The organism is Escherichia sp. WS1152 (assembly GCF_046487665.1).
Lineage (GTDB): Bacteria > Pseudomonadota > Gammaproteobacteria > Enterobacterales > Enterobacteriaceae > Escherichia > Escherichia coli.
Genome location: NZ_JBJQJA010000005.1, coordinates 134,770 through 159,596 on the forward strand (window position 1 = coordinate 134,770; position 24,827 = coordinate 159,596).

Sequence of the window (24,827 nt, forward strand, 5' to 3'; positions counted from 1 at the left end):
CTCTGCTTAATAGCGGAAATTACGCTTCTATAGCAGCGCGCAGTTTTTTCATCGCGTTCTTTTCCAGCTGGCGTACACGCTCAGCGGAAACACCGTAACGGTCAGCCAGTTCCTGCAACGTGGACTTGTTGTCTTCGTCCAGCCAGCGCGCACGGATGATGTCCTGGCTGCGTTCGTCCAGACCCTGCATCGCGTCGGTCAGACGGTTTGCTGCCTGCTCTTCCCAGTTATCATCTTCAATGCCGTCGGCAAAGTTAGATGATTTATCCTGCAGATAGAGCACCGGTGCCATCGGTTGGCTGTCGGAATCGTCGTCGGAAGACAGGTCAAAGGTCATGTCCTGTGCCGCCATACGTGATTCCATCTCACGTACGTCTTTGCTGGTTACGCCCAGTTCACGGGCCACCATTTCGACTTCATCCTGGTTAAACCAGCCCAAACGCTGCTTGGTTTTACGCAGGTTGAAGAACAGTTTGCGCTGCGCTTTGGTGGTCGCAACTTTGACGATACGCCAGTTACGCAGGACGTATTCGTGGATCTCTGCTTTGATCCAGTGAACGGCGAAGGAGACCAGGCGCACACCCACTTCCGGGTTAAAACGGCGCACTGCTTTCATCAGGCCGATGTTACCTTCCTGAATCAAATCCGCCTGTGGCAGGCCATAGCCCGCATAATTACGAGCAATATGAACAACAAACCGCAGGTGAGACAGGATCAGCGTTTTAGCTGCTTCCAGATCGCCATGGTAATGCAGCTTTTCAGCCAGCGCCCGCTCCTCGTCAGCCGACAACATCGGCCACGCGTTAGCTGCCCGGATGTAGGAATCCAGGTTGCCAACTGGGGCTAAAGCTAAACTTTGCATTTTGTCAGTCATTCAAATCCTCTCAATCGATATCTTCTGGCGCTTCAGTGGTAGCAACAACTGTGCCAGAGCTTAAGAGCAACGAGGTTATCATTCACTGTTTTATCAGACCGTGATTTTATCCACAAGTTCAATGCAAGCTTGTGAATAAATTACGCACAAAATGTGACATAGAGATGAAATACCGGGAAGAGACAACGGGGTCTCTTTCCCTGCTACGGAACCCATTGCAGGGAAAGAGTATAACACGCTTTTATTATTCAGGCGTAAAGTGGCGTAAATGTTGTACCGTGGCAAGCCACGCTGCCACCCAGCCAATCATCGAGCATACCAGCAGCAATAGCAGGCATTCATCGAACGATAAGCCATTGATATCAAACTTCGTTCCGAAAACCTGTGCCACTTCCGCAACCGCCGATGACAATCGCAGCACCAGAATTTCTGACAAAATTAATGACAACAATGCGCCAGAAAATCCCAGCAGTGCGCCACCGTACAGGAACGGGCGCAGGATGAAACCATCCGTCGCACCAATCAGTTTCTGCACGTTGATGGAGTCACGGCGAGCAAAGATACTCAGGCGTACACTGTTACCGATGACGAGGAACACTGCCGCCACCATCAACACGCCGATCATCGCCGAAACGCGCCCGACCAGCCCGGTCAACGCCGCCAGACGGGCAAACCAGCTGTCATCCATCCGCACTTCGTCAATGCCGTTAATCTGCGTGATACGATCACGCAGCGTATTGAGTGATTCCGTACCCTGGAAATCGAGTTTCGGGATCACCACCGCCACTGCCGGAAGCGGGTTTTCTTCCAGCATATCCAGCGCACCACCAAAACCAGACCAGTTACGGAACTCGCCCAGTGCGTCTTCACGAGAAAGATAATTCACTTTCTCCACGCCCTGCTCGGCCTGCAACTGTGCCACCACGCCCGCAGCAGCGTCATCGTCCAGCGTTTTTTGCAGATAAACAGTGATTTGCGGTGACGGATAATATTGCGTCGCCGCCTGGTTAACGTTTTTGTACACCATATAACAGACGCTGGGCAGCGTCAGAGAGATGGCGATAACCATCACCGTTAAAAACGTGGCGAACGGTTTGCTTTTCAGATCCTGCAATGCGCCGTGGAAGGCATAGCGCACCTGTTCGTTGAAAACGTTGGTTTTGCGATTTACCGGTTTTGGCGAGGATTTCGCGCGTTTCGGCGCGTTACGACCGCCGTCGCCTGAGCCGCCGACCGATTTACGGAAGCGATCCAGACGCCCGCCAAACTGCCGAATATGATTGATTGCATCGCGCTTATTCATGGCCCACGCCTCCATGCAAGTGACCATCGCTCAGGGTGAGCATGCGATAGGAACGCCGCGAAATCAGGTTGATGTCGTGCGTTGCCATCAATACGGTTACCCCAACGCGGTTAAACTCTTCAAACAGACGTAGAATCCCTTCCGACAACGCGTCGTCCAGGTTACCAGTCGGTTCGTCCGCCAGCAGTACCGCGGGCTTATTCACCACCGCGCGGGCAATGCCAACACGCTGTTGTTCACCGCCAGAAAGCTGAATAGGGAAGTTCTTCGCTTTGTCCAGTAGCCCGACTTTATCCAGTGCCGCCGACACCCGGCGACGAATATCGTCACCGCTGGCACCAGCGATAATCAGGGGGATCGCCACGTTATCGTAGACAGTACGGTCCATCAGTAGATGGTGATCCTGGAAAATCATGCCAATCTGGCGGCGCAGAAACGGAACTTCACGGTTTTTCAGACGCGTGATGTCATGGCCGCTAAACCAGATTTTCCCGGCGCTGGGCCGCTCAATCCCACAGATCAGCTTCAGGAGGGTACTTTTCCCTGCGCCGGAATGACCGGTCAGAAACGCCATCTCACCCGGCTGCATATGGAACGTAACGCCCTGCAGCGCCTGTCTCCCACCGAGATAAGCCTTGCTGACATGTTCAAAGCGAATCATTGTTAATCCTCTCGGGCAAAAAGTGCCTCTATAAAGTCGTCCGCCTTAAACGGACGCAAATCCTCAATACGTTCGCCGACACCAATGTAGCGGATAGGGATACCAAACTGGTCAGCCACCGAGAAAATTACCCCGCCTTTCGCCGTGCCGTCCAGTTTCGTTAGCGTGATGCCGGTTAAGCCAACAGCTTCGTGGAACAGTTTGGCCTGGCTTACCGCGTTCTGCCCGGTGCTGGCATCAATAGTCAGCATAACTTCATGCGGCGCTTCAACGTCGAGTTTCTTCATCACGCGGACGATTTTCTTCAACTCTTCCATCAGATGCGATTTGTTCTGCAGACGTCCGGCGGTATCGGCAATCAAGACGTCGATATTACGCGCTTTAGCTGCCTGAATGGCGTCGAAGATAACAGAGGCGGAATCCGCACCGGTATGCTGGGCAATCACCGGAATATTGTTGCGCTGACCCCAGACCTGAAGCTGTTCAACCGCTGCTGCACGGAAAGTATCGCCCGCCGCCAGCATCACCGATTTACCCTGCTGCTCAAACTGACGTGCCAGCTTACCAATCGTCGTGGTTTTACCCACACCGTTGACGCCCACCATCAGGATCACAAACGGCGCTTTGCCTTCAACATTCAGCGGCTCATCGACTTTCGCCAGAATCTCGCCCATCTCTTCTTTCAGCAGGCCATAGAGCGCCTCGGCATCACGAAGCTGCTTGCGGGATGCGCCTTCCGTCAGATTGGTGATAATTTTACGTGTGGTTTCCACACCCACATCGGCGATCAAAAGCTGCTCTTCCAGCTCCTCAAACAGATCATCGTCGATTTTTTTACCGCGGAACAGGCTGATAAATCCGGAACCGAGATTTTCTTTGGTTTTTAACAGGCTGCGTTTCAGGCGCGCGAAAAAACCTTCTTTGGTCGGTTTTTCCTGCTCCTGAGCGATTTCTTCCACCGGCTGCTCTTCTTCTGCCGGAGGAACCACCATCACCGCCTCTTCTGCCGCTTCGGCAGCCAGCGCCTGTGCTTCCAGCTCTTCGTCGGTAATTTCTTCTTTAGCCGCTTCTTCTTCCGCCGCTTCGACAATCTCTACGGTTTCCGCTTCAGCCTGCCACTCTTCTGGCGAAACCTCTTCGGCGTTGACGCCTTCCGGCAACGGCAGTTCTTCACGTTCGATAGCCACTGGCTCCGGCGTTTCTTCTACGACCGGTTCCGGCTGTGCAACGACTTCCGCTTCAGGCTGCGCTTTTTCACTTTCAGCTACCTGTTCAGTGACTTCCACAACGTCGGCAGCAAAAGTTTCCGCCTCGGCTTCAGTATGCGCCTGCGGCTGCTCTTCAACGGCTTGTTCCGAAGCCTTCACAGGCTCTTGCGCCTGAACGATTTCTTCTACAACCGGTTGTTCATTCTGAACTTCTGTCTCTTTTTCCGGGGTCTGCTCTTTTTGACCAAAGCCCAGCCAGGAAAAAAAGCCACGTTTTTTTTCTTTCGCCATTTGCGACTACACTCCTCGCTGTTGCTTCATGGCACAGCGTTAACGCTATGTACATAGCAGCTAAAAAAATGATGAAATAGTCTATCACTTAACTTAATTCACATCACCGCCTGCAAGTATGTGTTATCTGGCGGATTGAGCAATTTATCATGAAAAAACCGAATCATTCCGGCAGCGGCCAAATCCGCATTATTGGCGGGCAGTGGCGAGGCCGTAAACTCCCGGTTCCTGATAGTCCAGGTCTGCGCCCCACCACCGACCGCGTACGCGAAACGTTGTTTAACTGGCTGGCTCCGGTCATTGTTGACGCCCAATGTCTGGATTGCTTCGCCGGCAGCGGCGCGCTGGGGCTGGAAGCGTTATCGCGCTACGCTGCGGGGGCCACGTTGATTGAGATGGATCGTGCAGTTTCTCAGCAGTTAATTAAGAACCTGGCGACACTAAAAGCAGGCAATGCACGCGTGGTGAACAGCAACGCAATGTCATTCCTGGCGCAAAAAGGCACACCGCATAATATCGTGTTTGTCGATCCACCGTTCCGCCGTGGCTTGTTAGAAGAGACGATAAATTTACTGGAAGATAACGGCTGGCTGGCTGACGAAGCCCTGATTTATGTCGAAAGCGAAGTCGAAAACGGTCTGCCCACTGTTCCGGCAAACTGGTCGTTACATCGGGAAAAAGTGGCGGGTCAGGTGGCTTATCGGCTGTATCAACGCGAAGCACAAGGAGAAAGTGATGCTGATTAATATTGGTCGTTTGTTAATGCTCTGCGTTTGGGGATTTTTAATCCTCAACCTGGTGCATCCCTTCCCGCGCCCGCTGAATATTTTCGTTAACGTGGCGCTGATTTTTACCGTGCTGATGCATGGTATGCAGCTGGCGCTGTTGAAATCGACCTTGCCGAAAGATGGCCCGCAGATGACCACCGCCGAAAAGGTGCGGATTTTCCTTTTCGGCGTGTTTGAACTGCTGGTCTGGCAGAAGAAATTTAAAGTTAAAAAATAACCTTATTGTTTGCCTACAAAGCTAACAAAGCGCGTTCCTTTATAGCTCAGCGTACCTTTATCGCCCACTGTCAGGGCGTGGTACTGCTGGGCGTCGAGGCGAAACGTCTGCTCCATTCCTCCGCTTTGCGGTTTGAAGCTTGCCTCATAGCGCATACTGGTGCCTGCCGGAGTCACTTCCTGCTGGCGCGAACGGCGATCGTTAATCGGTTTTTCCCGCTTGTTGCTCACCACCACCAGCTTTTGCTGGAGCGGTGCCATATCATTATCAGCTTTTTCCCGTCGCTGTTGCATAAAACGAAACGATGCGGCGACGATGATTAAGCCAATGATAACAATAAAGAAAAGAGGTGGTTTGCTCATCTTTATCCCTCATCGGAAAATGCGGAATTAAGCATACCCTGCCAGTTATGGTGTTGTCATCCGTCCACCCTCGCCACTAAACTGGAAGCAAGACCGTAGGCATTCCGCTTACGAAAAAATAACGAATTCAAGGAACTAAGATGCTTTGGTCGTTTATCGCTGTCTGTCTTTCCGCATGGCTATCTGTGGATGCATCGTATCGTGGGCCAACCTGGCAACGCTGGGTGTTTAAACCGTTAACCCTTCTTCTCCTGTTGTTACTGGCCTGGCAAGCGCCGATGTTCGACGCCATTAGCTATCTGGTGCTGGCGGGGCTGTGCGCCTCACTGCTGGGCGATGCGCTAACCCTGTTGCCACGTCAACGTCTGATGTACGCCATCGGCGCGTTTTTCCTCTCGCACCTGCTGTACACCATCTATTTCGCCAGTCAGATGACGCTCTCTTTCTTCTGGCCTCTGCCGTTGGTACTGCTGGTTCTGGGCGCGCTGTTACTGGCGATTATCTGGACGCGGCTGGAAGAGTATCGTTGGCCCATCTGCACGTTTATCGGCATGACGCTGGTGATGGTGTGGCTGGCAGGTGAACTGTGGTTCTTCCGTCCGACCGCTCCGGCGCTCTCCGCGTTTGTCGGCGCTTCGTTGCTGTTTATCAGTAACTTTGTCTGGCTGGGTAGCCACTATCGCCGACGCTTCCGTGCGGATAACGCGATTGCTGCGGCCTGCTACTTTGCCGGTCACTTCCTCATCGTCCGCTCGCTGTATCTCTGATAAAACTTGACTCTGGAGTCGACTCCAGAGTGTATCCTTCGGTTAATGAGAAAAAACTTAACCGGAGGATGCCATGTCGACTCCTGACAATCACGGCAAGAAAGCCCCTCAATTTGCTGCGTTCAAACCGCTAACCACGGTACAGAACGCCAACGACTGTTGCTGCGACGGCGCATGTTCCAGCACGCCAACGCTCTCTGAAAACGTCTCCGGCACCCGCTATAGCTGGAAAGTCAGCGGCATGGACTGCGCCGCCTGTGCGCGCAAGGTAGAAAATGCCGTGCGCCAGCTTGCAGGCGTGAATCAGGTGCAGGTACTGTTCGCCACCGAAAAACTGGTGGTTGATGCCGACAATGACATCCGTGCCCAGGTTGAATCTGCGGTGCAAAAAGCGGGCTATTCCCTGCGCGATGAGCAGGCCGCCGACGAGCCACAAGAATCGCGCCTGAAAGAGAATCTGCCGCTGATTACGCTAATCGTGATGATGGCAATCAGCTGGGGTCTGGAGCAGTTCAATCATCCGTTCGGGCAACTGGCGTTTATCGCGACCACGCTGGTTGGGCTGTACCCGATTGCTCGTCAGGCATTACGGCTGATCAAATCCGGCAGCTACTTCGCCATTGAAACCTTAATGAGCGTAGCTGCTATTGGTGCGCTGTTTATTGGCGCAACGGCTGAAGCTGCGATGGTGTTGCTGCTGTTTTTGATTGGTGAACGACTGGAAGGCTGGGCCGCCAGCCGCGCGCGTCAGGGCGTTAGCGCGTTGATGGCGCTGAAACCAGAAACCGCCACGCGCCTGCGTAACGGTGAGCGGGAAGAGGTGGCGATTCACAGCCTGCGCCCTGGCGATGTGATTGAAGTCGCCGCAGGTGGACGTTTGCCTGCCGACGGTAAACTGCTCTCACCGTTTGCCAGTTTTGATGAAAGCGCCCTGACCGGAGAATCCATTCCGGTGGAGCGCGCGACGGGCGATAAAGTTCCTGCAGGAGCCACCAGCGTAGACCGTCTGGTAACGCTGGAAGTGCTGTCAGAACCGGGTGCCAGCGCCATTGACCGGATTCTGAAACTGATCGAAGAAGCCGAAGAGCGTCGCGCTCCCATTGAGCGGTTTATCGACCGTTTCAGCCGTATTTATACGCCAGCGATTATGGCCGTCGCCCTGCTGGTAACGCTGGTGCCGCCGCTGCTGTTTGCCGCAAGTTGGCAGGAGTGGATTTATAAAGGGCTGACGCTGCTGCTGATTGGCTGCCCGTGTGCTTTAGTTATCTCCACGCCCGCGGCGATTACCTCCGGGCTGGCAGCAGCGGCACGTCGTGGGGCGTTAATTAAAGGCGGTGCGGCGCTGGAGCAGCTAGGTCGTGTTACCCAGGTGGCGTTTGATAAAACCGGTACGCTGACCGTCGGTAAACCGCGCGTTACCGCGATTCATCCGGCAACGGGTATTAGTGAATCTGAACTGCTGACACTGGCGGCGGCGGTCGAGCAAGGCGCGACGCATCCACTGGCGCAGGCCATCGTGCGCGAAGCACAGGTTGCTGCACTCGCCATTCCCGCCGCCGAATCACAGCGGGCACTGGTCGGGTCTGGCATTGAAGCGCAGGTTAACGGTGAGCGCGTGTTGATATGCGCTGCCGGGAAACATCCCGCTGATGCATTTGCTGGTTTAATTAACGAACTGGAAAGCGCCGGGCAAACGGTAGTGCTGGTAGTACGTAACGATGACGTGCTTGGTGTCATTGCGTTACAGGATACCCTGCGCGCCGATGCTGCAACAGCCATCAGTGAACTGAACGCGCTGGGCGTCAAAGGGGTGATCCTCACCGGCGATAATCCACGCGCAGCGGCGGCAATTGCCGGGGAGCTGGGGCTGGAGTTTAAAGCGGGCCTGTTGCCGGAAGATAAAGTCAAAGCGGTGACCGAGCTGAATCAACATGCGCCGCTGGCGATGGTCGGTGACGGTATTAACGACGCGCCAGCGATGAAAGCTGCCGCCATCGGGATTGCAATGGGCAGCGGCACAGACGTGGCGCTGGAAACCGCCGACGCAGCATTAACCCATAACCACCTGCGCGGTCTGGTGCAAATGATTGAACTGGCACGCGCCACTCACGCCAATATCCGCCAGAACATCACTATTGCGCTGGGGCTGAAAGGGATCTTCCTCGTCACCACGCTGTTAGGAATGACCGGACTATGGCTGGCGGTGCTGGCAGATACGGGTGCGACGGTGCTGGTGACAGCGAATGCGTTAAGATTGTTGCGCAGGAGATAAGGCAAACCGATCGCAACATTGAGCGCGATCGGTCCCCTCGCTCCTCTGGGGAGAGGGTTAGGGTGAGGGGAAAAGGCGGCATCGAAGCCAATCTGCCCCCATCAACCGCCTTTACGAATCAAATAACGATAAGGCAATCCATCCGTCTCTTTAGCAACCAGTTCGTGTTCCATAAAGGTACAAAACCCAGGAATATCGCGGGTCGTCGCCGGATCGTCAGCAATAATCAGCAACGTTTCACCTGGCTGCATATTGCGCACTGTTTTGCGCACCATCATTACGGGTTCCGGGCAGCGCAGGCCAAGTGCGTCGAGTGTGTGGTCAGGGCTGGAAAAGAGATCGGTCATTTTCTTCTCATCACATAAAAAAACGGCGCTAGTTTACGCCCTGTGAGTCCGTAAGCAAACCAGGTTAACGATTGCGTGAAAATTAACCATTGCATTGTCAACGTAAAGCAGTATCATGCGGCGGCTCGAAAAAAGGGTAAGCACGTTATTATGTTAAGGTAACAGACGTGTCGTACGTATTGGGTTCCCTCACCCCAATGGTTAATCAAAAAGGTACAATATGAACGTTTTCTCGCAAACTCAACGCTATAAAGCATTGTTCTGGTTATCTTTATTTCATCTGCTGGTGATCACCTCCAGTAACTATCTGGTTCAGCTTCCCGTCTCCATTTTTGGTTTCCATACCACCTGGGGCGCGTTTAGCTTTCCGTTTATCTTTCTCGCTACCGACCTGACCGTACGTATTTTTGGCGCACCGCTGGCCCGTCGTATCATCTTTGCGGTGATGATCCCGGCGTTGCTGATCTCCTACGTCATCTCGTCGCTATTCTATATGGGTTCCTGGCAGGGATTCGGCGCACTCGCCCACTTCAACCTGTTTGTCGCCCGTATCGCCACCGCCAGTTTCATGGCCTACGCGCTGGGACAGATCCTCGACGTGCACGTTTTTAACCGCCTGCGTCAGAGTCGCCGCTGGTGGCTGGCACCGACAGCGTCCACACTGTTCGGTAACGTCAGCGACACGCTGGCCTTTTTCTTCATTGCCTTCTGGCGTAGCCCGGATGCCTTTATGGCTGAACACTGGATGGAAATCGCGCTGGTCGATTACTGTTTCAAAGTGTTAATCAGTATCGTTTTCTTCCTGCCAATGTATGGCGTATTACTCAATATGCTGTTGAAAAGACTGGCAGATAAATCCGAAATCAACGCTTTGCAGGCGAGTTAAAGGTTCGTTATCAGAGTTGTGATAAGATGGATGAATGAGCCGTTATGGCCGTTTATCGAAAGGAAGAAGTCAATGCGCAATCTGGTTAAATATGTCGGAATTGGCCTGCTGGTTATGGGGCTTGCGGCCTGTGATGATAAAGACACTAACGCTACGGCGCAGGGTTCGGTCGCGGAAAGTAACGCTACCGGGAATCCCGTCAACCTGCTTGATGGCAAGTTAAGTTTCTCGCTGCCAGCGGATATGACCGACCAGAGCGGTAAGCTGGGAACGCAGGCCAATAACATGCATGTCTGGTCCGACGCCACCGGTCAGAAAGCAGTCATCGTCATCATGGGCGATGATCCGAAAGAAGATCTGGCGGTGCTGGCGAAGCGTCTGGAAGATCAGCAACGTAGCCGCGATCCGCAGCTGCAAGTGGTAACCAATAAAGCCATTGAGCTGAAAGGTCACAAAATGCAGCAGTTAGACAGTATTATCTCCGCGAAAGGCCAGACGGCGTACTCTTCCGTTATTCTGGGTAACGTGGGTAATCAACTGCTAACCATGCAAATTACGCTGCCAGCTGACGATCAGCAAAAAGCGCAGACAACCGCAGAAAACATCATTAATACGCTGGTTATTCAGTAAGTTTTAAGATGATGAGGCGGCCTCAGGGACGTGTTCCGGAGGCCGTTTTTTTAATCGCCACGTCAGTAATAACGCGATTGCGACCAGTCCCGCCGCCGCCAGATAAATCACCGGTACGCCCGCCCAGCTCATCACCAGCCCAGCCAGTGGTCCGGTCACGCCAAGCGATAAATCCATAAATACGGTGTAAGTTGCCAGCGCCGCCCCCTGATTTTGCTGCGGAACCGCTTTTACCGCCACTACACCCAATGCCGGGAACACCAGCGAAAACCCGGCCCCCGCCAGTAAGACGCCGATTTTCGCCATCCACGGCATAGTCGCCACGCCAACCAGTAGCAGGCCGATTATCTCAACGCTAAAGCAAATCATCGCTACGTTTAAGCCGCCGATACGGTTAATGCCGTTAGGGAATAACAAACGCGTACCGACAAACGCACAGCTAAACAGCGTCAGCGCGAAAGCCGCACCGTCCCAACCTTTAGCGTCATAAAACAGCGTGATAAAGGTGGCGATGACGCCAAATCCGGCGGAAGCCAACGCCAGCGCCATACCGTACAGCCAGACGCGCCCAAGCACCGCGCGAAACGGCAGCGGTTTGCCTTTACTGGCTTTTACCGTCGGACGCGGGATCGCCAACAAAATGGCCACCAGCGCCACGGCCATAATGATTAACGCTAACGCCTGCAAGCCGCCCCAGTGATAAAACACGACACCTAACGGCGCACCCATCGCCATCGCCCCATAAGTGACAATACCGTTCCACGAAATCACCCGTCCGATATGCAGCGAGCCAACCACGCCAACGCCCCACAGGGTCGATCCCGTTCCGGCAAAACTTTGCCCAATCCCAAGGATGACGCGTCCCAAGCAAAGTAATAACAGGCTGATGACGGGCAGACTGGCGGTTAATCCTGCCGTCAGATATCCCAGACCGCTCAAAAAGCAGCCGCATAAACCGAAGACGACAATCTTTTTGGGTCCCAGCAAATCGGCGTAACGTCCGGCATGAGGGCGGCTCAGCAAGGTGGCGAAGTATTGCAGGCTGATAACCAATCCTGCCCAGAAAGCGCTAAAGCCCATCACATCATGGACATAGCCCGGTAATACAGCGAGCGGCAACCCGATGGTGAGGTAGCTGGCGAAGTTAAACATGACAATGGAGACAATGCGCAAATTCAGGCGCAATCCGTTTAGCGCGGGTTCGGCTACGGGTTCGGGCATGAGGATCACCACATTTTTACAACAGTGTTTCATTTTTACCACGTGCTGACGTGAAAATCAGCAGTAAGAATCAGAATATTGCTGGCGTGACTCCCGCTACACTTAATACAAAAAGTCACAAGGAAGCCCCAATGGAAACCCCTCAACCCGATAAAACGGGCATGCACATTCTGCTCAAGCTGGCCTCGCTGGTAGTGATCCTCGCGGGCATTCACGCAGCGGCAGATATCATTGTGCAGCTGTTACTGGCGCTGTTTTTTGCCATCGTCCTCAACCCGCTCGTTACCTGGTTTATTCGACGGGGAGTAAAACGCCCCGTTGCCATTACGATTGTGGTGGTGGTGATGCTGATCACTCTAACCGCGCTGGTCGGCGTACTGGCGGCATCGTTTAACGAATTTATCTCTATGCTGCCGAAGTTTAATAAGGAGCTGACGCGCAAACTTTTTAAATTGCAGGAGATGTTGCCTTTTCTTAATTTGCATATGTCGCCGGAGCGAATGCTGCAGCGGATGGACTCGGAAAAAGTGGTTACCTTCACCACAGCGCTAATGACCGGGCTTTCCGGGGCAATGGCGAGCGTGCTTTTGCTGGTGATGACCGTTGTTTTCATGCTATTTGAAGTGCGCCACGTCCCTTACAAAATGCGTTTTGCGCTGAATAACCCACAGATTCACATCGCAGGATTACACCGCGCACTTAAAGGCGTTTCGCATTATCTGGCGTTAAAGACGCTACTCAGTTTATGGACAGGTGTCATCGTCTGGCTGGGGCTGGAGCTGATGGGGGTGCAGTTTGCGCTGATGTGGGCAGTACTGGCGTTTTTGCTCAACTACGTGCCCAATATCGGCGCGGTAATTTCCGCCGTACCGCCAATGATTCAGGTGCTGCTGTTTAATGGTGTTTACGAATGTATTCTGGTCGGCGCATTGTTTTTAGTTGTCCATATGGTTATCGGCAATATTTTAGAACCACGGATGATGGGCCATCGCCTGGGGATGTCCACCATGGTGGTATTTCTTTCATTGTTAATTTGGGGATGGCTGCTCGGCCCGGTAGGGATGCTACTTTCGGTGCCATTAACCAGCGTGTGTAAAATCTGGATGGAAACCACCAAAGGCGGTAGCAAACTGGCGATTTTACTGGGGCCGGGCAGACCGAAAAGTCGGTTACCGGGTTAATAGCACCTCCTGAGCAGGCAATGGCCACCGTTTATCTAACAGTGGCCATTTGATTTGAGGAAATGATGAAACATTATTCAGAAAATTAATTTAAAAAAACCATTCCTTAAGTCAAATATATATAAACGCCGAATAGCGATTAAATCCTTCTCAAAGAATGCACTGATAACATTGTGTTATTTTTATTGCCTCATTTTTCTCACTCACTTATAGTTGGTCCCTGCTGGCAGTAATTTAGTCATTTCAGAGATTTTTACTCTGATGTGCACTTACTGACTTATCTCACAAGTAATTTTTTCTCTAAATAAAGAATAGTGATGCCAGCAATTACAGTTAAATCTTGCTTTACTCGTAAAAACAATACTTTAATGGGGTTCTAATGAGACATTACATGAAATGGTTTGCGGCTATTGCTGTTGTGGGTGCTTTAGCAGGTTGCGCGCGTACTGCGCCAATTGATCAGGTTCACTCAACCGTCAGCGCTGGTCATACCCAGGAACAAGTGAAAAAAGCGATTCTGAAAGCTGGCGTTGAACGCAAATGGATTATGTCCGAAGCCGGACAAGGCATAATTAAAGCACGTCAACAGTCACGCGATCATTCAGCGGAAATACGCATTAACTACACGGCATCCAGCTACGATATCAATTATGAAAATAGCCAGAACCTACAAGCGTCAGGCGGACAAATTCATAAAAACTACAATCGCTGGGTCCGCAATCTCGACAAAGATATTCAACTGAATTTGTCAGCGGGCGCAGATTTATAATTCTTCCTAAAGTCGGGCCGTTGCGGTCCGATAATAATTTAATTCCCTCTTAACAGGTTGTGCCCAACATGTACGAACAGGATTCTCTTAGCGCACTGGATGCGATTACCGAAGCTCAACGCATTGCCTTTGCCCCTATGCTTTTTCAAACAGCACTCTGCCTACGTAATGCGGGTGTACTTTCATATCTGGATCGGCAAGGCAAACATGGCGCAACGCTGGCTGATATCACCGAACATAGCCATATCAACGAATATGCTGCCAGCGTTCTGTTAGATATGGGCTTAAGCGGGCGAATTATTACCTGTAAAGAGGGAATTTATTACCTGGCGAAAATCGGTCATTACCTCCTGCATGACACTATGACTCGCGTGAATATGGATTTCACCCAGGATGTCTGTTACCAGGGGCTCTTCTTCCTCGCCGATTCACTCAATGAAGGAAAACCTTCCGGGTTAAAAGTATTTGGCGACTGGTCGACGATATATCCGGCACTTTCGCAATTACCAGACGCCGCTCGTGAAAGCTGGTTTGCGTTTGATCATTACTATTCAGATGGCGCATTTAACGCCGCACTGCCTTATGTATTCGCCAACAACCCCACAACATTGTACGATGTAGGCGGCAATACGGGTAAGTGGGCTTTGCGTTGCTGCAAATACAATGAAAACATCGCCGTGACGTTATTAGATCTGCCACAACAAATCGTACTAGCGAAAGAAAATATCGCGAATGCAGGTTTTTCTGATCGCATAGATTTCCATGCGGTGGATATGCTAAGCGATGCCCCATTACCGGGCGAGGCTGATATCTGGTGGATGAGCCAATTTTTAGACTGTTTTTCACCCGAACAAATAATTAGCATACTCAGCAAAATTGCCAGCGTAATGAAGCCTGGCGCAAAAGTTTGCATCATGGAGTTGTTCTGGGATGCGCAGCGGTTTGAAGCAGCATCATTTAGCCTGAACGCGTCCTCACTTTATTTTACCTGCATGGCAAACGGTAACAGCCGTTTCTATAGTGCAGAGAAATTTTACGACTATCTGAATAAAGCAGGATTCCAGGTAGCAGAGCGCCACGATAATTTAGGCGTTGGGCATACACTTTTGATATGCCAAAAGAAATAATCGTCACTTAATAATTTTGGTTTACCGCGGGCGCGCGTTGATGAAATTTACATTAAATATTACCGACTGGCAGGCACTGGCGCCTGGACTTAGCGAAGCGCAGCAATGGCAAGCATGGTCGCGCCAGCCGTGGGCGATTGACCCTGCCGCGCCGTTGGCAAAATTAAGTGAACTGCCAATGATGACCGCCCGCCGCCTCAGTTCAGGCAGCAAACTGGCTGTTGAATGCGGTCTGGCAATGCTACGCCGCCATCAGCCAGACGCCGTTTTGTATACCAGTCGTCATGGCGAACTGGAGCGCAATTACCGCATTGTTCATGCACTGGCAACCGAACAGGCGCTTTCTCCGACCGACTTTGCACTTTCAGTACACAACTCTTCCGTGGGTAACCTGACCATTGCGGCCAAACAGCCGATCGTTTCGTCATCGCTTTCTGCTGGTCGCGACACTTTCCAGCAAGGTTTGTGTGAAGTGCTTAGCCTGTTACAAGCGGGATACCAGCGCGTGCTGATGGTCGATTTTGATGGCTTTCTGCCTGAGTTCTATCATCCACAACTGCCCGCAGAAATGCCGACCTGGCCGTACGCCGTCGCGCTGGTGATTGAAGCTGGCGATGAGTGGCAATGTGAAACGCAGTCAGCCATTGCGGGTAATGAAACAACACTGCCGCAAAGCATGTTGTTTTTACAGCACTATTTACAAAATGCGGACACATTTTCACTGCCTGGCGAGCGCGTACAGTGGCGCTGGAGCCGTGGATGAGTAAGCTGCTGTCACGTCTGGAGTGGACCTGGCGACTGGTCATGACCGGGTTATGTTTTGCCCTGTTTGGTCTCGGCGGCCTGCTGCTTTCTGTCGTGTGGTTTAACATATTGTTAGTTTTGGTGTGGGATACTTCCCGCCGCCGTCGTTTGGCGCGTCGCAGCATTGCCGCCAGTTTTCGCCTGTTTTTAACTGTCGCGAAAGGGCTTGGCGTGCTGGATTATCGTATTGATGGCGCTGAAATTTTACGTCAGGAACGCGGTTGCCTCGTCGTAGCCAATCATCCCACGCTGATCGATTACGTGCTGCTGGCGTCAGTCATGCCAGAAACTGACTGCCTGGTGAAAAGCGCGCTGTTAAAAAATCCTTTTCTTGGCGGCGTCGTGCGGGCGGCAGATTATTTAATCAACAGCGAAGCTGAAACCCTGTTACCCCGCTGCCAACAGCGACTGGCACAGGGTGACACTATCCTGATTTTCCCCGAAGGCACGCGAACGAAGCCCGGTGAAAAAATGACGCTGCAGCGCGGGGCGGCGAATATTGCCGTGCGCTGTGCCAGCGATTTACGCATCGTGACGATCGGCTGTAGCGAGCATCTGCTGGATAAACAAAGTAAATGGTATGACGTTCCACCTGACCGGCCGTTTTTTACGGTTGCAGTCCATGGTCGGGTTGAAATCAATAAATTTTACGATGCAACTTCACAAGAACCGGCGCTGGCAGCAAGGCAGTTAAACCGGCATCTTTTGCTTCAATTACAACAAGGTTGTTTACCTCTCTCAGGAATAAATAATGCAAGCGCTTTATCTGGAAATTAAAAACCTCATCATCAGCACCCTCAATCTGGACGAGTTGACGCCTGATGATATCGATACCGACGCGCCGCTGTTTGGCGACGGTTTAGGGCTGGACTCTATCGATGCCCTGGAACTGGGACTGGCAGTAAAAAATGAGTACGGCATCGTGCTCTCTGCGGAAAGCGAAGAGATGCGTCAGCACTTTTTCTCCGTCGCCACTCTGGCCTCTTTCATTGCTGCGCAACGTGCCTGAGGAAAGCCATCATGACAGAACAACAAACCGTCTATCAGGAAGTCTCAGCCCTGCTGGTTAAGCTGTTTGAAATCGATCCGCAGGACATCAAACCTGAAGCGCGCCTGTACGAAGATCTGGAACTGGACAGCATCGACGCCGTTGACATGATTGTGCACCTGCAAAAGAAAACCGGTAAGAAAATCAAGCCGGAAGAGTTTAAAGCCGTGCGTACAGTCCAGGATGTCGTCGAGGCTGTAGAACGCCTGCTACAAGAAGCCTGATCTGATGTCGGGCATTCGCTCGCTACCGATGATTAAGCTGCTGACTGGATTATTGCTGCTCGCCTGGCCGTTTGTGATTTGGTTTGGCTTAGCGCATAACGGCCTGCACTGGCTGTTACCGCTAATGGCGTTGCTGCTTTTGTTGCGTCTGCGCCAGACCCGTCGCCAGGCGGGGCCTTTACAAGCCGTCACGCAACTCGTCGCTGTCGTGGGCATCGCATTATGTGTCGCCAGCTTTATGTTGAAAACGCACCAGCTACTGCTGTTTTACCCGGTAGTGGTTAACGCGGTCATGCTGGCGGTTTTTGGCGGTTCGCTGTGGTCGGCAATGCCGATAGTTGAGCGGCTGGCGCGGTTGCAGGAGCCAGACCTCCCGGAAAAGGGCGTGCGCTATACCCGCCACGTCACGCAAATCTGGTGCGGCTTTTTCATCATTAACGGTGGAATTGCCCTCTTTACCGCGCTTTATGCCGATATGTCGTTATGGACCGCCTGGAACGGCATGATTGCTTATTTGTTGATGGGAACATTAATGGCTGGTGAATGGCTGGTGCGCCGTCAGGTGATGAAAAGAGATCGCGCATGAAGCAGACCTTACCGCTTGCACGCTGGCTGACTGCGCCACGCCCTGATGACACGCCCATTGCGTGGCTGGACGAAAGCACCTGGACGCTGGGCGATTTGCGTCACGATGTCGCGCAACTTATCTGCCGCTTGCAGCAACAGCCGGGTGAACGCTGGGCGCTGTGCTTTGAGAACAGCTATCTGTTTATCGTTGCCCTGCTCGCCACGCTACACGCCGGAAAAACACCGGTGCTTCCGGGGCATAACCGTGTCATCCAGCTTAACGAGCAACGTGAACTGTTCGATGGTGTGCTTAGCGACAGCGAACTTAACTGGCAAGGTTCATGGCTGTTGGTAGCAAGTTCCCCACAAGTCGCGACACAATCCTTCACCTTTGCCGCTATAGCGCCAGAGGCTTTTATCGAGCTGTTTACCTCCGGTTCCACGGGACAGCCGAAACGGGTGATTAAACCTGTTCATTTGCTGGATCGTGAAGCAGAACTGCTGGCTGAACGATTAGGCGCACGTCTGGCGGGTTGTCGTGTCGTCGGTTCCGTATTGCCGCAGCATTTGTACGGCCTGACTTTTCGTGTTTTCCTGCCCATGGCGTTGGGATTACCGCTGCACGCCGCCATGCTCTGGTATGTCGAACAGTTTGCCGCGTTGAGTCATCAGCATCGCTATATCTTCATCAGCAGCCCGGCATTTTTGAAGCGCCTGGATACCCAGCTTTCTCCGCCACCCGTTCAGGTGCTTCTCTCTGCTGGCGGTGAGCTGCCGTGGCAGGATGTACAACACACCGCAAGCTGGCTGCGCGTCTGGCCTGATGAAATCTACGGCAGCACGGAAACCGGCGTCATCGCCTGGCGTTACCGCGAACAAGAGCAACGCCGCTGGCTACCCCTCCCAGGTATGCAGTTCCAAGCCGAAGGCGATGCCTTTCGCCTCTTTTCACCGCTGATAGCGGAAGATAACGGCCTGTTACTCGACGATATCTTACAGCTTAGCGAAGATGGTCAGTTCCATCTGATGGGGCGTCGTGGGCGCATCGTTAAGATTGAAGAAAAACGTATTTCACTCCAGGAAGTAGAACAACGTCTACTGGCGCTGGACGGCATTCGCGAGGCGGCGGCAGTTCCCGTTACGCGCGGCGGGCGTCAGAGCATAGGCGTTTTGCTGGTGCTGGATGACGAAGCTCATCTGCAATGGCAGAACGGCGGCGGGCATAGCCAGGAAATGACCTGGCGGCGTTTACTGCGCCCGACGCTGGAGCCAGTTGCTATTCCGCGTTACTGGCGCGTTATTGATGAAATGCCAGTAAACAGTATGAACAAGCGTGTCTATGCGCAATTACAGGAGTTATTTCATGAAGCCCCATGAAATCGAGCGCCATCAGGCACAAACGAATCACCTTGAAATTGTTCTGCATCTCAGGGCGGATCTGTTCTGGTTTCGCGGTCATTTTGCCGTGCAACCATTACTCCCAGGAGTTGCGCAAATCGACTGGGCGATGAGCTACGCGCTCAATCTGCTCGCGCCTGGCTGGCGTTTTCACTCCATTCAGAACATAAAATTCCAGTCTCCGTTGCTGCCGGAAAACCGCGTCACGCTCGCGCTTAACTGGCAGGAAGAACGCCAGATTCTGAGCTTTAGCTATCAGCGTCACGACGGTGACGCCCGCCACACCGCCAGTAGCGGGAAGATCCGCCTATGTCGGTAAACTTTTCTCCCTGCGTGTTGATCCCCTGCTATAACCACGGCGCGATGATGCCGGGCGTGCTGGCGCGTCTTAAGCCATTTAATCTCCCCTGTATTGTGGTGGACGACGGCAGCGATGCCGCCACGCAACAGCAACTGGATAATCTGGTTAGCGAACAGCCTGGCGTGACCTTAATTCGCTTAGCAGAAAACGCAGGTAAAGGCGCGGCAGTGATGCGTGGCTTACAGGCAGCGGCAGACGCAGGGTTCAGCCATGCAGTGCAGGTGGATGCTGACGGTCAACATGCGATTGAAGATATCCCCAAACTGCTGGCAGTCGCTGAACAACACCCTGCGGCGCTGATCTCCGGCCAGCCAATTTACGATGACTCCATCCCCCGCTCACGGCTTTACGGGCGCTGGGTCACCCACGTCTGGGTATGGATCGAAACGCTCTCCCTGCAACTGAAAGACAGCATGTGCGGCTTTCGCGTTTATCCGGTTGCGCCAACGCTGCAACTGGCAAAACACGCCACCATCGGCAAGCGGATGGATTTCGACACTGAAGTGATGGTGCGCCTCTACTGGCAGGGAAACACCAGCTATTTCGTGCCGACCCGCGTCACCTATCCACTGGACGGGCTTTCGCATTTTGATGCCCTGAAAGATAACGTCCGCATCTCGCTCATGCACACGCGTCTATTTTTCGGCATGTTACCGCGTATTCCTTCACTGCTGATGCGCCGCTCTTCCAGCCACTGGGCGCGGCAGAGTGAAGTGAAAGGATTATGGGGAATGCGCCTGATGCTGCTGGTCTGGCGTCTGCTGGGAAGAACGGCGTTTAGCGCGCTGCTTTACCCGGTGGTGGGCGTCTACTGGCTCACTGCTTCTCGTGCGCGCAAAGCGTCGCAAGACTGGCTCGCCCGTGTACGACAGCATCAACCACAGGCGGCAAAACTCAACAGCTATCAGCACTTTCTACGTTTCGGTAATGCCATGCTCGACAAAATCGCCAGCTGGCGCGGCGAGCTACAACTGGGGCGTGATGTGCTGTTTGCGCCAGGCGCAGAAGCGGCGCTTGACGTCCGCGATCCGCGCGGCAAATTGCTGCTGGCCTCGCATCTTGGCGATGTGGAAGTGTGCCGGGCGCTGGCAAAAATTCAGGGCTACAAAACCATTAACGCGCTGGTGTTTAGCGAAAACGCCCAACGCTTTAAACAGATAATGCAGGAGATGGCTCCTCAGGCAGGCATTAACCTGATGCCGGTAACAGATATCGGCCCAGAAACCGCCATCCTGCTGAAAGAGAAGCTGGATAACGGCGAATGGGTGGCGATTGTCGGTGACCGCATCGCCGTCACCCCGCAACGCGGCGGCGACTGGCGCGTCTGCTGGAGTCCGTTTATGGGCCAGCCTGCGCCCTTCCCACAGGGGCCGTTTATTCTCGCCTCTATTTTGCGCTGCCCAGTGAATCTGATTTTCGCCCTACGCCAGCACGGCAAGCTGCATATTCACTGCGAAAGCTTTGCCGACCCGCTGCAACTGCCGCGTGGCGAACGCCAGCAGGCGCTGCAAAACGCTATCGACCACTACGCCGCGCGTCTGGAACATTACGCGCTCCAGTCGCCCCTCGACTGGTTTAATTTTTTCGATTTCTGGCAACTGCCGGAAATTCAGGACAAGGAGTAAAGGGTGCTTAACGATCCCCGATTTACCGCTGAAGTCGAGCTGACCATTCCCTTTCACGACGTCGATATGATGGGCGTGGCCTGGCACGGTAACTATTTTCGCTACTTTGAAGTGGCCCGCGAGGCGCTGCTCAACCAGTTCAATTACGGCTATCGGCAGATGAAAGAGTCCGGTTATTTGTGGCCAGTGGTCGATGCGCGGGTGAAATATCGCCACGCCCTCACCTTTGAGCAACGCATCCGCGTGCGTGCGCATATCGAAGAGTTCGAAAACCGTCTGCGGATTGGCTATCAGATTTTCGATGCCGAAACGGGCAAACGCGCCACCACCGGATACACCATTCAGGTCGCGGTCGACGAGCAAAGTCGCGAACTGTGCTTTGTCAGCCCCGATATTCTGTTTGAACGCATGGGAGTCAAACCATGAAATTTTTACCGCTGCTGGCGCTGCTGATTAGCCCGTTTGTGAGCGCCCTGACCCTGGACGATCTTCAGCAACGCTTTACCGAACAACCGGTGATCCGCGCCCATTTTGATCAAACCCGGACGATTAAAGATCTGCCGCAGCCGCTGCGATCTCAGGGTCAGATGTTGATCGCCCGCGACCAGGGGTTATTGTGGGATCAAACCTCACCGTTCCCCATGCAGCTATTGCTGGATGATAAACGCATGGTGCAGGTGATCAACGGTCAGCCGCCGCAAATCATCACGGCAGAAAACAACCCGCAGATGTTCCAGTTTAACCACCTGCTGCGCGCGCTGTTCCAGGCCGATCGCAAAGTGCTGGAACAAAACTTCCGCGTCGAATTTGCTGACAAAGGCGAAGGCCGCTGGACGCTGCGCCTGACGCCGACCACCACGCCGCTGGATAAAATTTTCAACACCATCGATCTCGCCGGGAAAACCTATCTGGAGAGCATTCAACTTAATGATAAACAGGGCGATCGCACCGATATTGCTCTTACCCAACATCAACTGACGCCAGCGCAACTGACCGATGACGAACGCCAACGTTTTGCCGCCCAGTAAACGCCCCGCGCTGTTATGGGGGCTAGTCTGCCTGGTCATGGCGGCGGCGTTGCTGATCCTGCTGCCGCAATCACGGCTGAACAGTAGCGTGCTGGCTATGTTACCCAAACAGGCTATGGGCGATATTCCCCCAGCGCTGAATGACGGCTTTATGCAGCGTCTGGACCGCCAACTGGTGTGGCTGGTCAGCCCCGGTAAAGAGGCTAATCCCAGGGTCGCTCAGGAGTGGCTGACGCTGCTGCAAAAATCCGCTGCGCTCGGCGACGTTAAAGGGCCAATGGATGCCGCCAGCCAGCAAGCGTGGGGAGCGTTTTTCTGGCAGCACCGCAACGGCCTGATTGACCCCGACACCCGCGCGCGCCTGCAAAACGGCGGCGAAGCGCAGGCGCAGTGGATCCTCTCCCAGCTTTATTCTGCGTTCTCCGGGGTAAGCGGCAAGGAGCTGCAAAACGATCCGCTGATGTTAATGCGCGGCTCGCAGCTGGCGATGGCGAAAAACGGCCAGCGTTTGCGGCTGATGGACGGCTGGCTGGTGACGCAGGATCCCCAGGGCAACTACTGGTATCTGCTGCACGGTGAACTGGCGGGATCGTCGTTTGATATGCAGCAAACCCACCAGCTCATCACGACCCTGAATACGCTGGAAAAGGATCTGAAAACGCGTTACCCGCAGGCGCAGCTGCTTTCGCGCGGCACGGTGTTTTACAGCGATTACGCCAGCCAACAGGCGAAGCAGGATATCTCAACCCTGGGCGTGGCAACGCTGCTGGGGGTGATATTGCTGATTGTGGCGGTGTTCCGCTCTTTGCGCCCGTTGCTGCTTTGCGTGATTTCCATCGGCATCGGCGCGCTGGCGGGAACGGTCGCCACTTTATTGATTTTCGGTGAATTACACCTGATGACGCTGGTGATGAGCATGAGCGTTATCGGCATTTCCGCTGACTACACGCTCTATTATCTCACCGAGCGGATGGTGCACGGCAACGACGTTTCGCCGTGGCAAAGCCTGGCGAAAGTACGCAATGCCCTGCTGCTGGCGCTGCTCACCACCGTGGCGGCATATCTGATTATGATGCTCGCCCCCTTCCCCGGCATTCGCCAGATGGCGATTTTTGCCGCCGTCGGGTTGAGCGCCTCCTGTCTGACCGTCCTGTTCTGGCATCCGTGGCTGTGCCGTGGCCTGCCGGTGCGTCCGGTTCCGGCGATGGCGCTGATGCTGCGCTGGCTGGCAGCGTGGCGGCGCAATAAAAAACTGTCGCTGGGTCTGCCCGTCGCGCTGGCGCTGTTTTCGCTGGCGGGGATGTCAATGCTGCGCGTCGATGACGATATCTCGCAGTTACAGGCGCTGCCGCAGCATATTCTGACCCAGGAGAAAGCCATTACCGCCCTGACCGGACAAAGCGTCGATCAAAAATGGTTTGTGGTTTACGGCGATTCGCCACAGCAAACATTGCGGCGACTGGAGAAATATACCGCCTCACTTGAGTATGCGAAAAAAGAGGGGCTTATCAGCAACTACCGCACCATTCCGCTGAACTCCCTTGCGCGGCAGGAGGAAGATTTACAACTGCTGAAAACGGCGGCCCCGACAGTAACAAAAGCGCTGCAAAATGCCGGGCTGACGGCAGTGAACCCGGATCTCAACGCCATGCCAGTGAACGTTGATGAATGGCTGGCAAGCCCCGCCAGTGAAGGCTGGCGTCTGCTGTGGCTGACGCTGGAAAACGGCGAAAGCGGCGTACTGGTGCCGGTTGAAGGGGTTAAAAGTAGCGCGTTGATGCAGGAAATCGCCACATATTACCCTTGCGGCATTGCCTGGGTTGATCGCAAAAGCACCTTTGATGAGTTGTTCGCGCTTTACCGTTATGTCTTAACCGGCTTGTTGCTGGTGGCGCTGGCGGTGATTGCCTGCGGCGCAGTGGCCCGTCTCGGCTGGCGCAAAGGGCTTATCAGCCTTGTACCTTCGGTGCTTTCGCTGGGTTGTGGTCTGGCGGTGCTGGCGATGAGCGGGCAGGCGGTGAATCTCTTTTCGCTGCTGGCGCTGGTGCTGGTGCTTGGCATCGGCATCAACTACACGCTGTTTTTCAGTAATCCGCGCGGTACACCATTAACTTCGCTACTGGCGATCACGCTGGCAATGCTCACCACCTTGCTGACGCTGGGAATGCTGGTATTCAGCGCCACCCAGGCCATCAGCAGTTTTGGCATTGTGCTGGTGAGCGGTATTTTCACCGCCTTCCTGCTTTCGCCGCTGGCGATGCCCGATAAAAAGAGAACAAAAAAATGATCAAACCCACATTCTGGCGAGCGCTCGCCCTGACCGCTACGCTTATCCTCACCGGCTGTAGCCACTCGCAACCGGAACAGGAAGGCCGCCCGCAGGCGTGGCTGCAACCTGGCACGCGCATCACGCTGCCGGCACCAGGGATTTCACCCGCCGTCAATTCCCAGCAACTGTTGACCGGCAGCTTCAACGGCAAAACCCAGTCGCTGTTAGTGATGCTTAACGCCGACGACCAGAAAATCACCCTTGCCGGGCTGTCGTCGGTCGGCATTCGCCTGTTTCTGTTGACCTACGATGCGCAAGGGCTACGCGCCGAGCAATCCATCGTCGTCCCACAGTTGCCGCCCGCAAGTCAGGTGCTGGCTGACGTAATGCTCAGCCACTGGCCGATTAGCGCCTGGCAACCGCAACTTCCCACTGGCTGGACACTTCGCGACAACGGTGACAAACGCGAGCTGCGTAACGCCAGCGGCAAGCTGGTCACGGAAATCACCTATCTGAATCGCAAGGGCAAACGCGTGCCAATCAGCATTGAACAGCATGTCTTTAAATACCACATCACCATTCAATACTTAGGTGACTGA

At 53.8% G+C, this 24,827-nt stretch carries 28 protein-coding genes; 21 read left to right on the top strand and 7 right to left on the bottom strand.

The window, feature by feature from the left end; translation table 11 throughout:
- Positions 1-19 precede the first annotated feature (19 nt).
- From rpoH to ftsY, 4 genes are all read right to left on the bottom strand, one after another.
- Positions 20-874, bottom strand: coding sequence for an RNA polymerase sigma factor RpoH (gene rpoH, locus ACJHW7_RS10195; protein ID WP_000130217.1), 855 nt, complete (start codon positions 872-874; stop codon positions 20-22).
- A 244-nt stretch (positions 875-1,118) separates the two neighbouring features.
- The gene (gene ftsX, locus ACJHW7_RS10200; RefSeq protein WP_001042003.1) at positions 1,119-2,177 is read right to left on the bottom strand and encodes a permease-like cell division protein FtsX; all 1,059 of its coding nucleotides are present in this window, start codon (positions 2,175-2,177) and stop codon (positions 1,119-1,121) included.
- The gene (ftsE, locus tag ACJHW7_RS10205) at positions 2,170-2,838 is read right to left on the bottom strand and encodes a cell division ATP-binding protein FtsE (protein ID WP_000617723.1); all 669 of its coding nucleotides are present in this window, start codon (positions 2,836-2,838) and stop codon (positions 2,170-2,172) included. Before ftsE ends, ftsX begins: the two co-directional genes overlap by 8 nt.
- 2 nt (positions 2,839-2,840) lie before the next feature.
- Complete coding sequence (gene ftsY, locus ACJHW7_RS10210) at positions 2,841-4,337, bottom strand: signal recognition particle-docking protein FtsY (protein ID WP_021557285.1); 1,497 nt, start codon at positions 4,335-4,337, stop codon at positions 2,841-2,843.
- 149 nt (positions 4,338-4,486) lie between these two features.
- Between ftsY and rsmD the strand changes: the two genes are divergently transcribed.
- Positions 4,487-5,083: a 16S rRNA (guanine(966)-N(2))-methyltransferase gene (rsmD, locus tag ACJHW7_RS10215; protein WP_000743193.1), complete on the top strand. Its 597-nt coding sequence runs from the start codon at positions 4,487-4,489 to the stop codon at positions 5,081-5,083.
- Complete coding sequence (locus ACJHW7_RS10220; protein WP_001295207.1) at positions 5,073-5,342, top strand: DUF1145 family protein; 270 nt, start codon at positions 5,073-5,075, stop codon at positions 5,340-5,342. Before rsmD ends, ACJHW7_RS10220 begins: the two co-directional genes overlap by 11 nt.
- A gap of 2 nt (positions 5,343-5,344) precedes the next feature.
- Here ACJHW7_RS10220 and ACJHW7_RS10225 read toward each other — a convergent pair whose 3' ends face one another.
- Positions 5,345-5,704 (bottom strand): DUF2500 domain-containing protein, encoded by a 360-nt coding sequence (locus tag ACJHW7_RS10225; protein ID WP_000042887.1) that lies wholly within the window; start codon positions 5,702-5,704, stop codon positions 5,345-5,347.
- 140 nt (positions 5,705-5,844) lie between these two features.
- Here ACJHW7_RS10225 and ACJHW7_RS10230 point away from each other — a divergent pair, with 140 nt between their 5' ends.
- Positions 5,845-6,471, top strand: a complete 627-nt coding sequence (locus tag ACJHW7_RS10230) for a lysoplasmalogenase (protein WP_000964718.1) — start codon at positions 5,845-5,847, stop codon at positions 6,469-6,471.
- A 73-nt stretch (positions 6,472-6,544) separates the two neighbouring features.
- Complete coding sequence (gene zntA / locus ACJHW7_RS10235; protein WP_001626134.1) at positions 6,545-8,743, top strand: Zn(II)/Cd(II)/Pb(II) translocating P-type ATPase ZntA; 2,199 nt, start codon at positions 6,545-6,547, stop codon at positions 8,741-8,743.
- 101 nt (positions 8,744-8,844) lie between these two features.
- Here zntA and tusA read toward each other — a convergent pair whose 3' ends face one another.
- A complete protein-coding gene (tusA, locus tag ACJHW7_RS10240) occupies positions 8,845-9,090 on the bottom strand; it encodes a sulfurtransferase TusA (protein ID WP_000130621.1) in 246 nt (81 codons plus the stop codon).
- 220 nt (positions 9,091-9,310) lie between these two features.
- On the opposite strand from tusA, the gene ACJHW7_RS10245 reads away from it, so the two are divergent.
- Together ACJHW7_RS10245 and dcrB are read left to right on the top strand one after the other, a co-directional pair.
- Positions 9,311-9,976, top strand: coding sequence for a 7-cyano-7-deazaguanine/7-aminomethyl-7-deazaguanine transporter (locus ACJHW7_RS10245; protein WP_001100467.1), 666 nt, complete (start codon positions 9,311-9,313; stop codon positions 9,974-9,976).
- A 72-nt stretch (positions 9,977-10,048) separates the two neighbouring features.
- Positions 10,049-10,606: a phage sensitivity protein DcrB gene (dcrB, locus tag ACJHW7_RS10250; protein WP_001245295.1), complete on the top strand. Its 558-nt coding sequence runs from the start codon at positions 10,049-10,051 to the stop codon at positions 10,604-10,606.
- A 3-nt stretch (positions 10,607-10,609) separates the two neighbouring features.
- On the opposite strand, the gene ACJHW7_RS10255 is transcribed toward dcrB, so the two are convergent.
- On the bottom strand, positions 10,610-11,827 hold the full coding sequence (locus ACJHW7_RS10255) for an MFS transporter (protein WP_001308109.1): 1,218 nt from the start codon (positions 11,825-11,827) through the stop codon (positions 10,610-10,612).
- A gap of 131 nt (positions 11,828-11,958) precedes the next feature.
- Between ACJHW7_RS10255 and ACJHW7_RS10260 the strand changes: the two genes are divergently transcribed.
- The 15 genes from ACJHW7_RS10260 to ACJHW7_RS10330 all read left to right on the top strand — a co-directional run bounded on the left by ACJHW7_RS10260 (position 11,959) and on the right by ACJHW7_RS10330 (position 24,827).
- Positions 11,959-13,008, top strand: a complete 1,050-nt coding sequence (locus ACJHW7_RS10260) for an AI-2E family transporter (RefSeq protein WP_001383612.1) — start codon at positions 11,959-11,961, stop codon at positions 13,006-13,008.
- A gap of 391 nt (positions 13,009-13,399) precedes the next feature.
- Entirely contained in the window at positions 13,400-13,777 is a 378-nt protein-coding gene (locus ACJHW7_RS10265; RefSeq protein ID WP_001301470.1) for a lipoprotein, read from the top strand.
- A 68-nt stretch (positions 13,778-13,845) separates the two neighbouring features.
- Positions 13,846-14,904, top strand: a complete 1,059-nt coding sequence (locus ACJHW7_RS10270; protein ID WP_000273196.1) for a methyltransferase — start codon at positions 13,846-13,848, stop codon at positions 14,902-14,904.
- Between the two features lie 40 nt (positions 14,905-14,944).
- Complete coding sequence (locus ACJHW7_RS10275; RefSeq protein ID WP_001308111.1) at positions 14,945-15,667, top strand: beta-ketoacyl synthase chain length factor; 723 nt, start codon at positions 14,945-14,947, stop codon at positions 15,665-15,667.
- On the top strand, positions 15,664-16,485 hold the full coding sequence (locus ACJHW7_RS10280) for a lysophospholipid acyltransferase family protein (protein ID WP_001308112.1): 822 nt from the start codon (positions 15,664-15,666) through the stop codon (positions 16,483-16,485). Before ACJHW7_RS10275 ends, ACJHW7_RS10280 begins: the two co-directional genes overlap by 4 nt.
- Positions 16,460-16,717 carry a phosphopantetheine-binding protein gene (locus tag ACJHW7_RS10285; protein WP_001148684.1) on the top strand — a complete coding sequence of 86 codons (258 nt, stop codon included), beginning with the start codon at positions 16,460-16,462 and terminating at the stop codon, positions 16,715-16,717. The genes ACJHW7_RS10280 and ACJHW7_RS10285 overlap by 26 nt, the downstream gene beginning before the upstream one ends.
- 11 nt (positions 16,718-16,728) lie before the next feature.
- Positions 16,729-16,980, top strand: a complete 252-nt coding sequence (locus tag ACJHW7_RS10290; RefSeq protein WP_000139646.1) for an acyl carrier protein — start codon at positions 16,729-16,731, stop codon at positions 16,978-16,980.
- Positions 16,981-16,984: 4 nt separating this feature from the next.
- Positions 16,985-17,566: a hypothetical protein gene (locus tag ACJHW7_RS10295; RefSeq protein ID WP_000014371.1), complete on the top strand. Its 582-nt coding sequence runs from the start codon at positions 16,985-16,987 to the stop codon at positions 17,564-17,566.
- Positions 17,563-18,924: an AMP-binding protein gene (locus ACJHW7_RS10300; RefSeq protein WP_000815052.1), complete on the top strand. Its 1,362-nt coding sequence runs from the start codon at positions 17,563-17,565 to the stop codon at positions 18,922-18,924. Before ACJHW7_RS10295 ends, ACJHW7_RS10300 begins: the two co-directional genes overlap by 4 nt.
- Entirely contained in the window at positions 18,911-19,264 is a 354-nt protein-coding gene (locus tag ACJHW7_RS10305) for a 3-hydroxyacyl-ACP dehydratase FabZ family protein (RefSeq protein ID WP_001301597.1), read from the top strand. Before ACJHW7_RS10300 ends, ACJHW7_RS10305 begins: the two co-directional genes overlap by 14 nt.
- Positions 19,255-20,931, top strand: coding sequence for a glycosyltransferase family 2 protein (locus tag ACJHW7_RS10310; protein WP_000115639.1), 1,677 nt, complete (start codon positions 19,255-19,257; stop codon positions 20,929-20,931). Before ACJHW7_RS10305 ends, ACJHW7_RS10310 begins: the two co-directional genes overlap by 10 nt.
- A 3-nt stretch (positions 20,932-20,934) precedes the next feature.
- On the top strand, positions 20,935-21,357 hold the full coding sequence (locus ACJHW7_RS10315) for an acyl-CoA thioesterase (protein WP_000930891.1): 423 nt from the start codon (positions 20,935-20,937) through the stop codon (positions 21,355-21,357).
- Positions 21,354-21,959: a LolA family protein gene (locus tag ACJHW7_RS10320; RefSeq protein WP_000670562.1), complete on the top strand. Its 606-nt coding sequence runs from the start codon at positions 21,354-21,356 to the stop codon at positions 21,957-21,959. Before ACJHW7_RS10315 ends, ACJHW7_RS10320 begins: the two co-directional genes overlap by 4 nt.
- On the top strand, positions 21,928-24,246 hold the full coding sequence (locus ACJHW7_RS10325; protein WP_000180189.1) for an MMPL family transporter: 2,319 nt from the start codon (positions 21,928-21,930) through the stop codon (positions 24,244-24,246). The genes ACJHW7_RS10320 and ACJHW7_RS10325 overlap by 32 nt, the downstream gene beginning before the upstream one ends.
- The gene (locus ACJHW7_RS10330) at positions 24,243-24,827 is read left to right on the top strand and encodes a DUF3261 domain-containing protein (RefSeq protein ID WP_000595150.1); all 585 of its coding nucleotides are present in this window, start codon (positions 24,243-24,245) and stop codon (positions 24,825-24,827) included. The genes ACJHW7_RS10325 and ACJHW7_RS10330 overlap by 4 nt, the downstream gene beginning before the upstream one ends.

Bases quoted from the DNA above. Each gene is read 5' to 3' on its own strand.
- rpoH (WP_000130217.1), bottom strand. From the start codon at position 874: ATGACTGACAAAATGCAAAGTTTAGCTTTAGCCCCAGTTGGCAACCTG.
- ftsX (WP_001042003.1), bottom strand. From the start codon at position 2,177: ATGAATAAGCGCGATGCAATCAATCATATTCGGCAGTTTGGCGGGCGT.
- ftsE (WP_000617723.1), bottom strand. From the start codon at position 2,838: ATGATTCGCTTTGAACATGTCAGCAAGGCTTATCTCGGTGGGAGACAG.
- ftsY (WP_021557285.1), bottom strand. From the start codon at position 4,337: ATGGCGAAAGAAAAAAAACGTGGCTTTTTTTCCTGGCTGGGCTTTGGT.
- rsmD (WP_000743193.1), top strand. From the start codon at position 4,487: ATGAAAAAACCGAATCATTCCGGCAGCGGCCAAATCCGCATTATTGGC.
- ACJHW7_RS10220 (WP_001295207.1), top strand. From the start codon at position 5,073: ATGCTGATTAATATTGGTCGTTTGTTAATGCTCTGCGTTTGGGGATTT.
- ACJHW7_RS10225 (WP_000042887.1), bottom strand. From the start codon at position 5,704: ATGAGCAAACCACCTCTTTTCTTTATTGTTATCATTGGCTTAATCATC.
- ACJHW7_RS10230 (WP_000964718.1), top strand. From the start codon at position 5,845: ATGCTTTGGTCGTTTATCGCTGTCTGTCTTTCCGCATGGCTATCTGTG.
- zntA (WP_001626134.1), top strand. From the start codon at position 6,545: ATGTCGACTCCTGACAATCACGGCAAGAAAGCCCCTCAATTTGCTGCG.
- tusA (WP_000130621.1), bottom strand. From the start codon at position 9,090: ATGACCGATCTCTTTTCCAGCCCTGACCACACACTCGACGCACTTGGC.
- ACJHW7_RS10245 (WP_001100467.1), top strand. From the start codon at position 9,311: ATGAACGTTTTCTCGCAAACTCAACGCTATAAAGCATTGTTCTGGTTA.
- dcrB (WP_001245295.1), top strand. From the start codon at position 10,049: ATGCGCAATCTGGTTAAATATGTCGGAATTGGCCTGCTGGTTATGGGG.
- ACJHW7_RS10255 (WP_001308109.1), bottom strand. From the start codon at position 11,827: ATGCCCGAACCCGTAGCCGAACCCGCGCTAAACGGATTGCGCCTGAAT.
- ACJHW7_RS10260 (WP_001383612.1), top strand. From the start codon at position 11,959: ATGGAAACCCCTCAACCCGATAAAACGGGCATGCACATTCTGCTCAAG.
- ACJHW7_RS10265 (WP_001301470.1), top strand. From the start codon at position 13,400: ATGAAATGGTTTGCGGCTATTGCTGTTGTGGGTGCTTTAGCAGGTTGC.
- ACJHW7_RS10270 (WP_000273196.1), top strand. From the start codon at position 13,846: ATGTACGAACAGGATTCTCTTAGCGCACTGGATGCGATTACCGAAGCT.
- ACJHW7_RS10275 (WP_001308111.1), top strand. From the start codon at position 14,945: ATGAAATTTACATTAAATATTACCGACTGGCAGGCACTGGCGCCTGGA.
- ACJHW7_RS10280 (WP_001308112.1), top strand. From the start codon at position 15,664: ATGAGTAAGCTGCTGTCACGTCTGGAGTGGACCTGGCGACTGGTCATG.
- ACJHW7_RS10285 (WP_001148684.1), top strand. From the start codon at position 16,460: ATGCAAGCGCTTTATCTGGAAATTAAAAACCTCATCATCAGCACCCTC.
- ACJHW7_RS10290 (WP_000139646.1), top strand. From the start codon at position 16,729: ATGACAGAACAACAAACCGTCTATCAGGAAGTCTCAGCCCTGCTGGTT.
- ACJHW7_RS10295 (WP_000014371.1), top strand. From the start codon at position 16,985: ATGTCGGGCATTCGCTCGCTACCGATGATTAAGCTGCTGACTGGATTA.
- ACJHW7_RS10300 (WP_000815052.1), top strand. From the start codon at position 17,563: ATGAAGCAGACCTTACCGCTTGCACGCTGGCTGACTGCGCCACGCCCT.
- ACJHW7_RS10305 (WP_001301597.1), top strand. From the start codon at position 18,911: ATGAAGCCCCATGAAATCGAGCGCCATCAGGCACAAACGAATCACCTT.
- ACJHW7_RS10310 (WP_000115639.1), top strand. From the start codon at position 19,255: ATGTCGGTAAACTTTTCTCCCTGCGTGTTGATCCCCTGCTATAACCAC.
- ACJHW7_RS10320 (WP_000670562.1), top strand. From the start codon at position 21,354: ATGAAATTTTTACCGCTGCTGGCGCTGCTGATTAGCCCGTTTGTGAGC.
- ACJHW7_RS10325 (WP_000180189.1), top strand. From the start codon at position 21,928: ATGACGAACGCCAACGTTTTGCCGCCCAGTAAACGCCCCGCGCTGTTA.
- ACJHW7_RS10330 (WP_000595150.1), top strand. From the start codon at position 24,243: ATGATCAAACCCACATTCTGGCGAGCGCTCGCCCTGACCGCTACGCTT.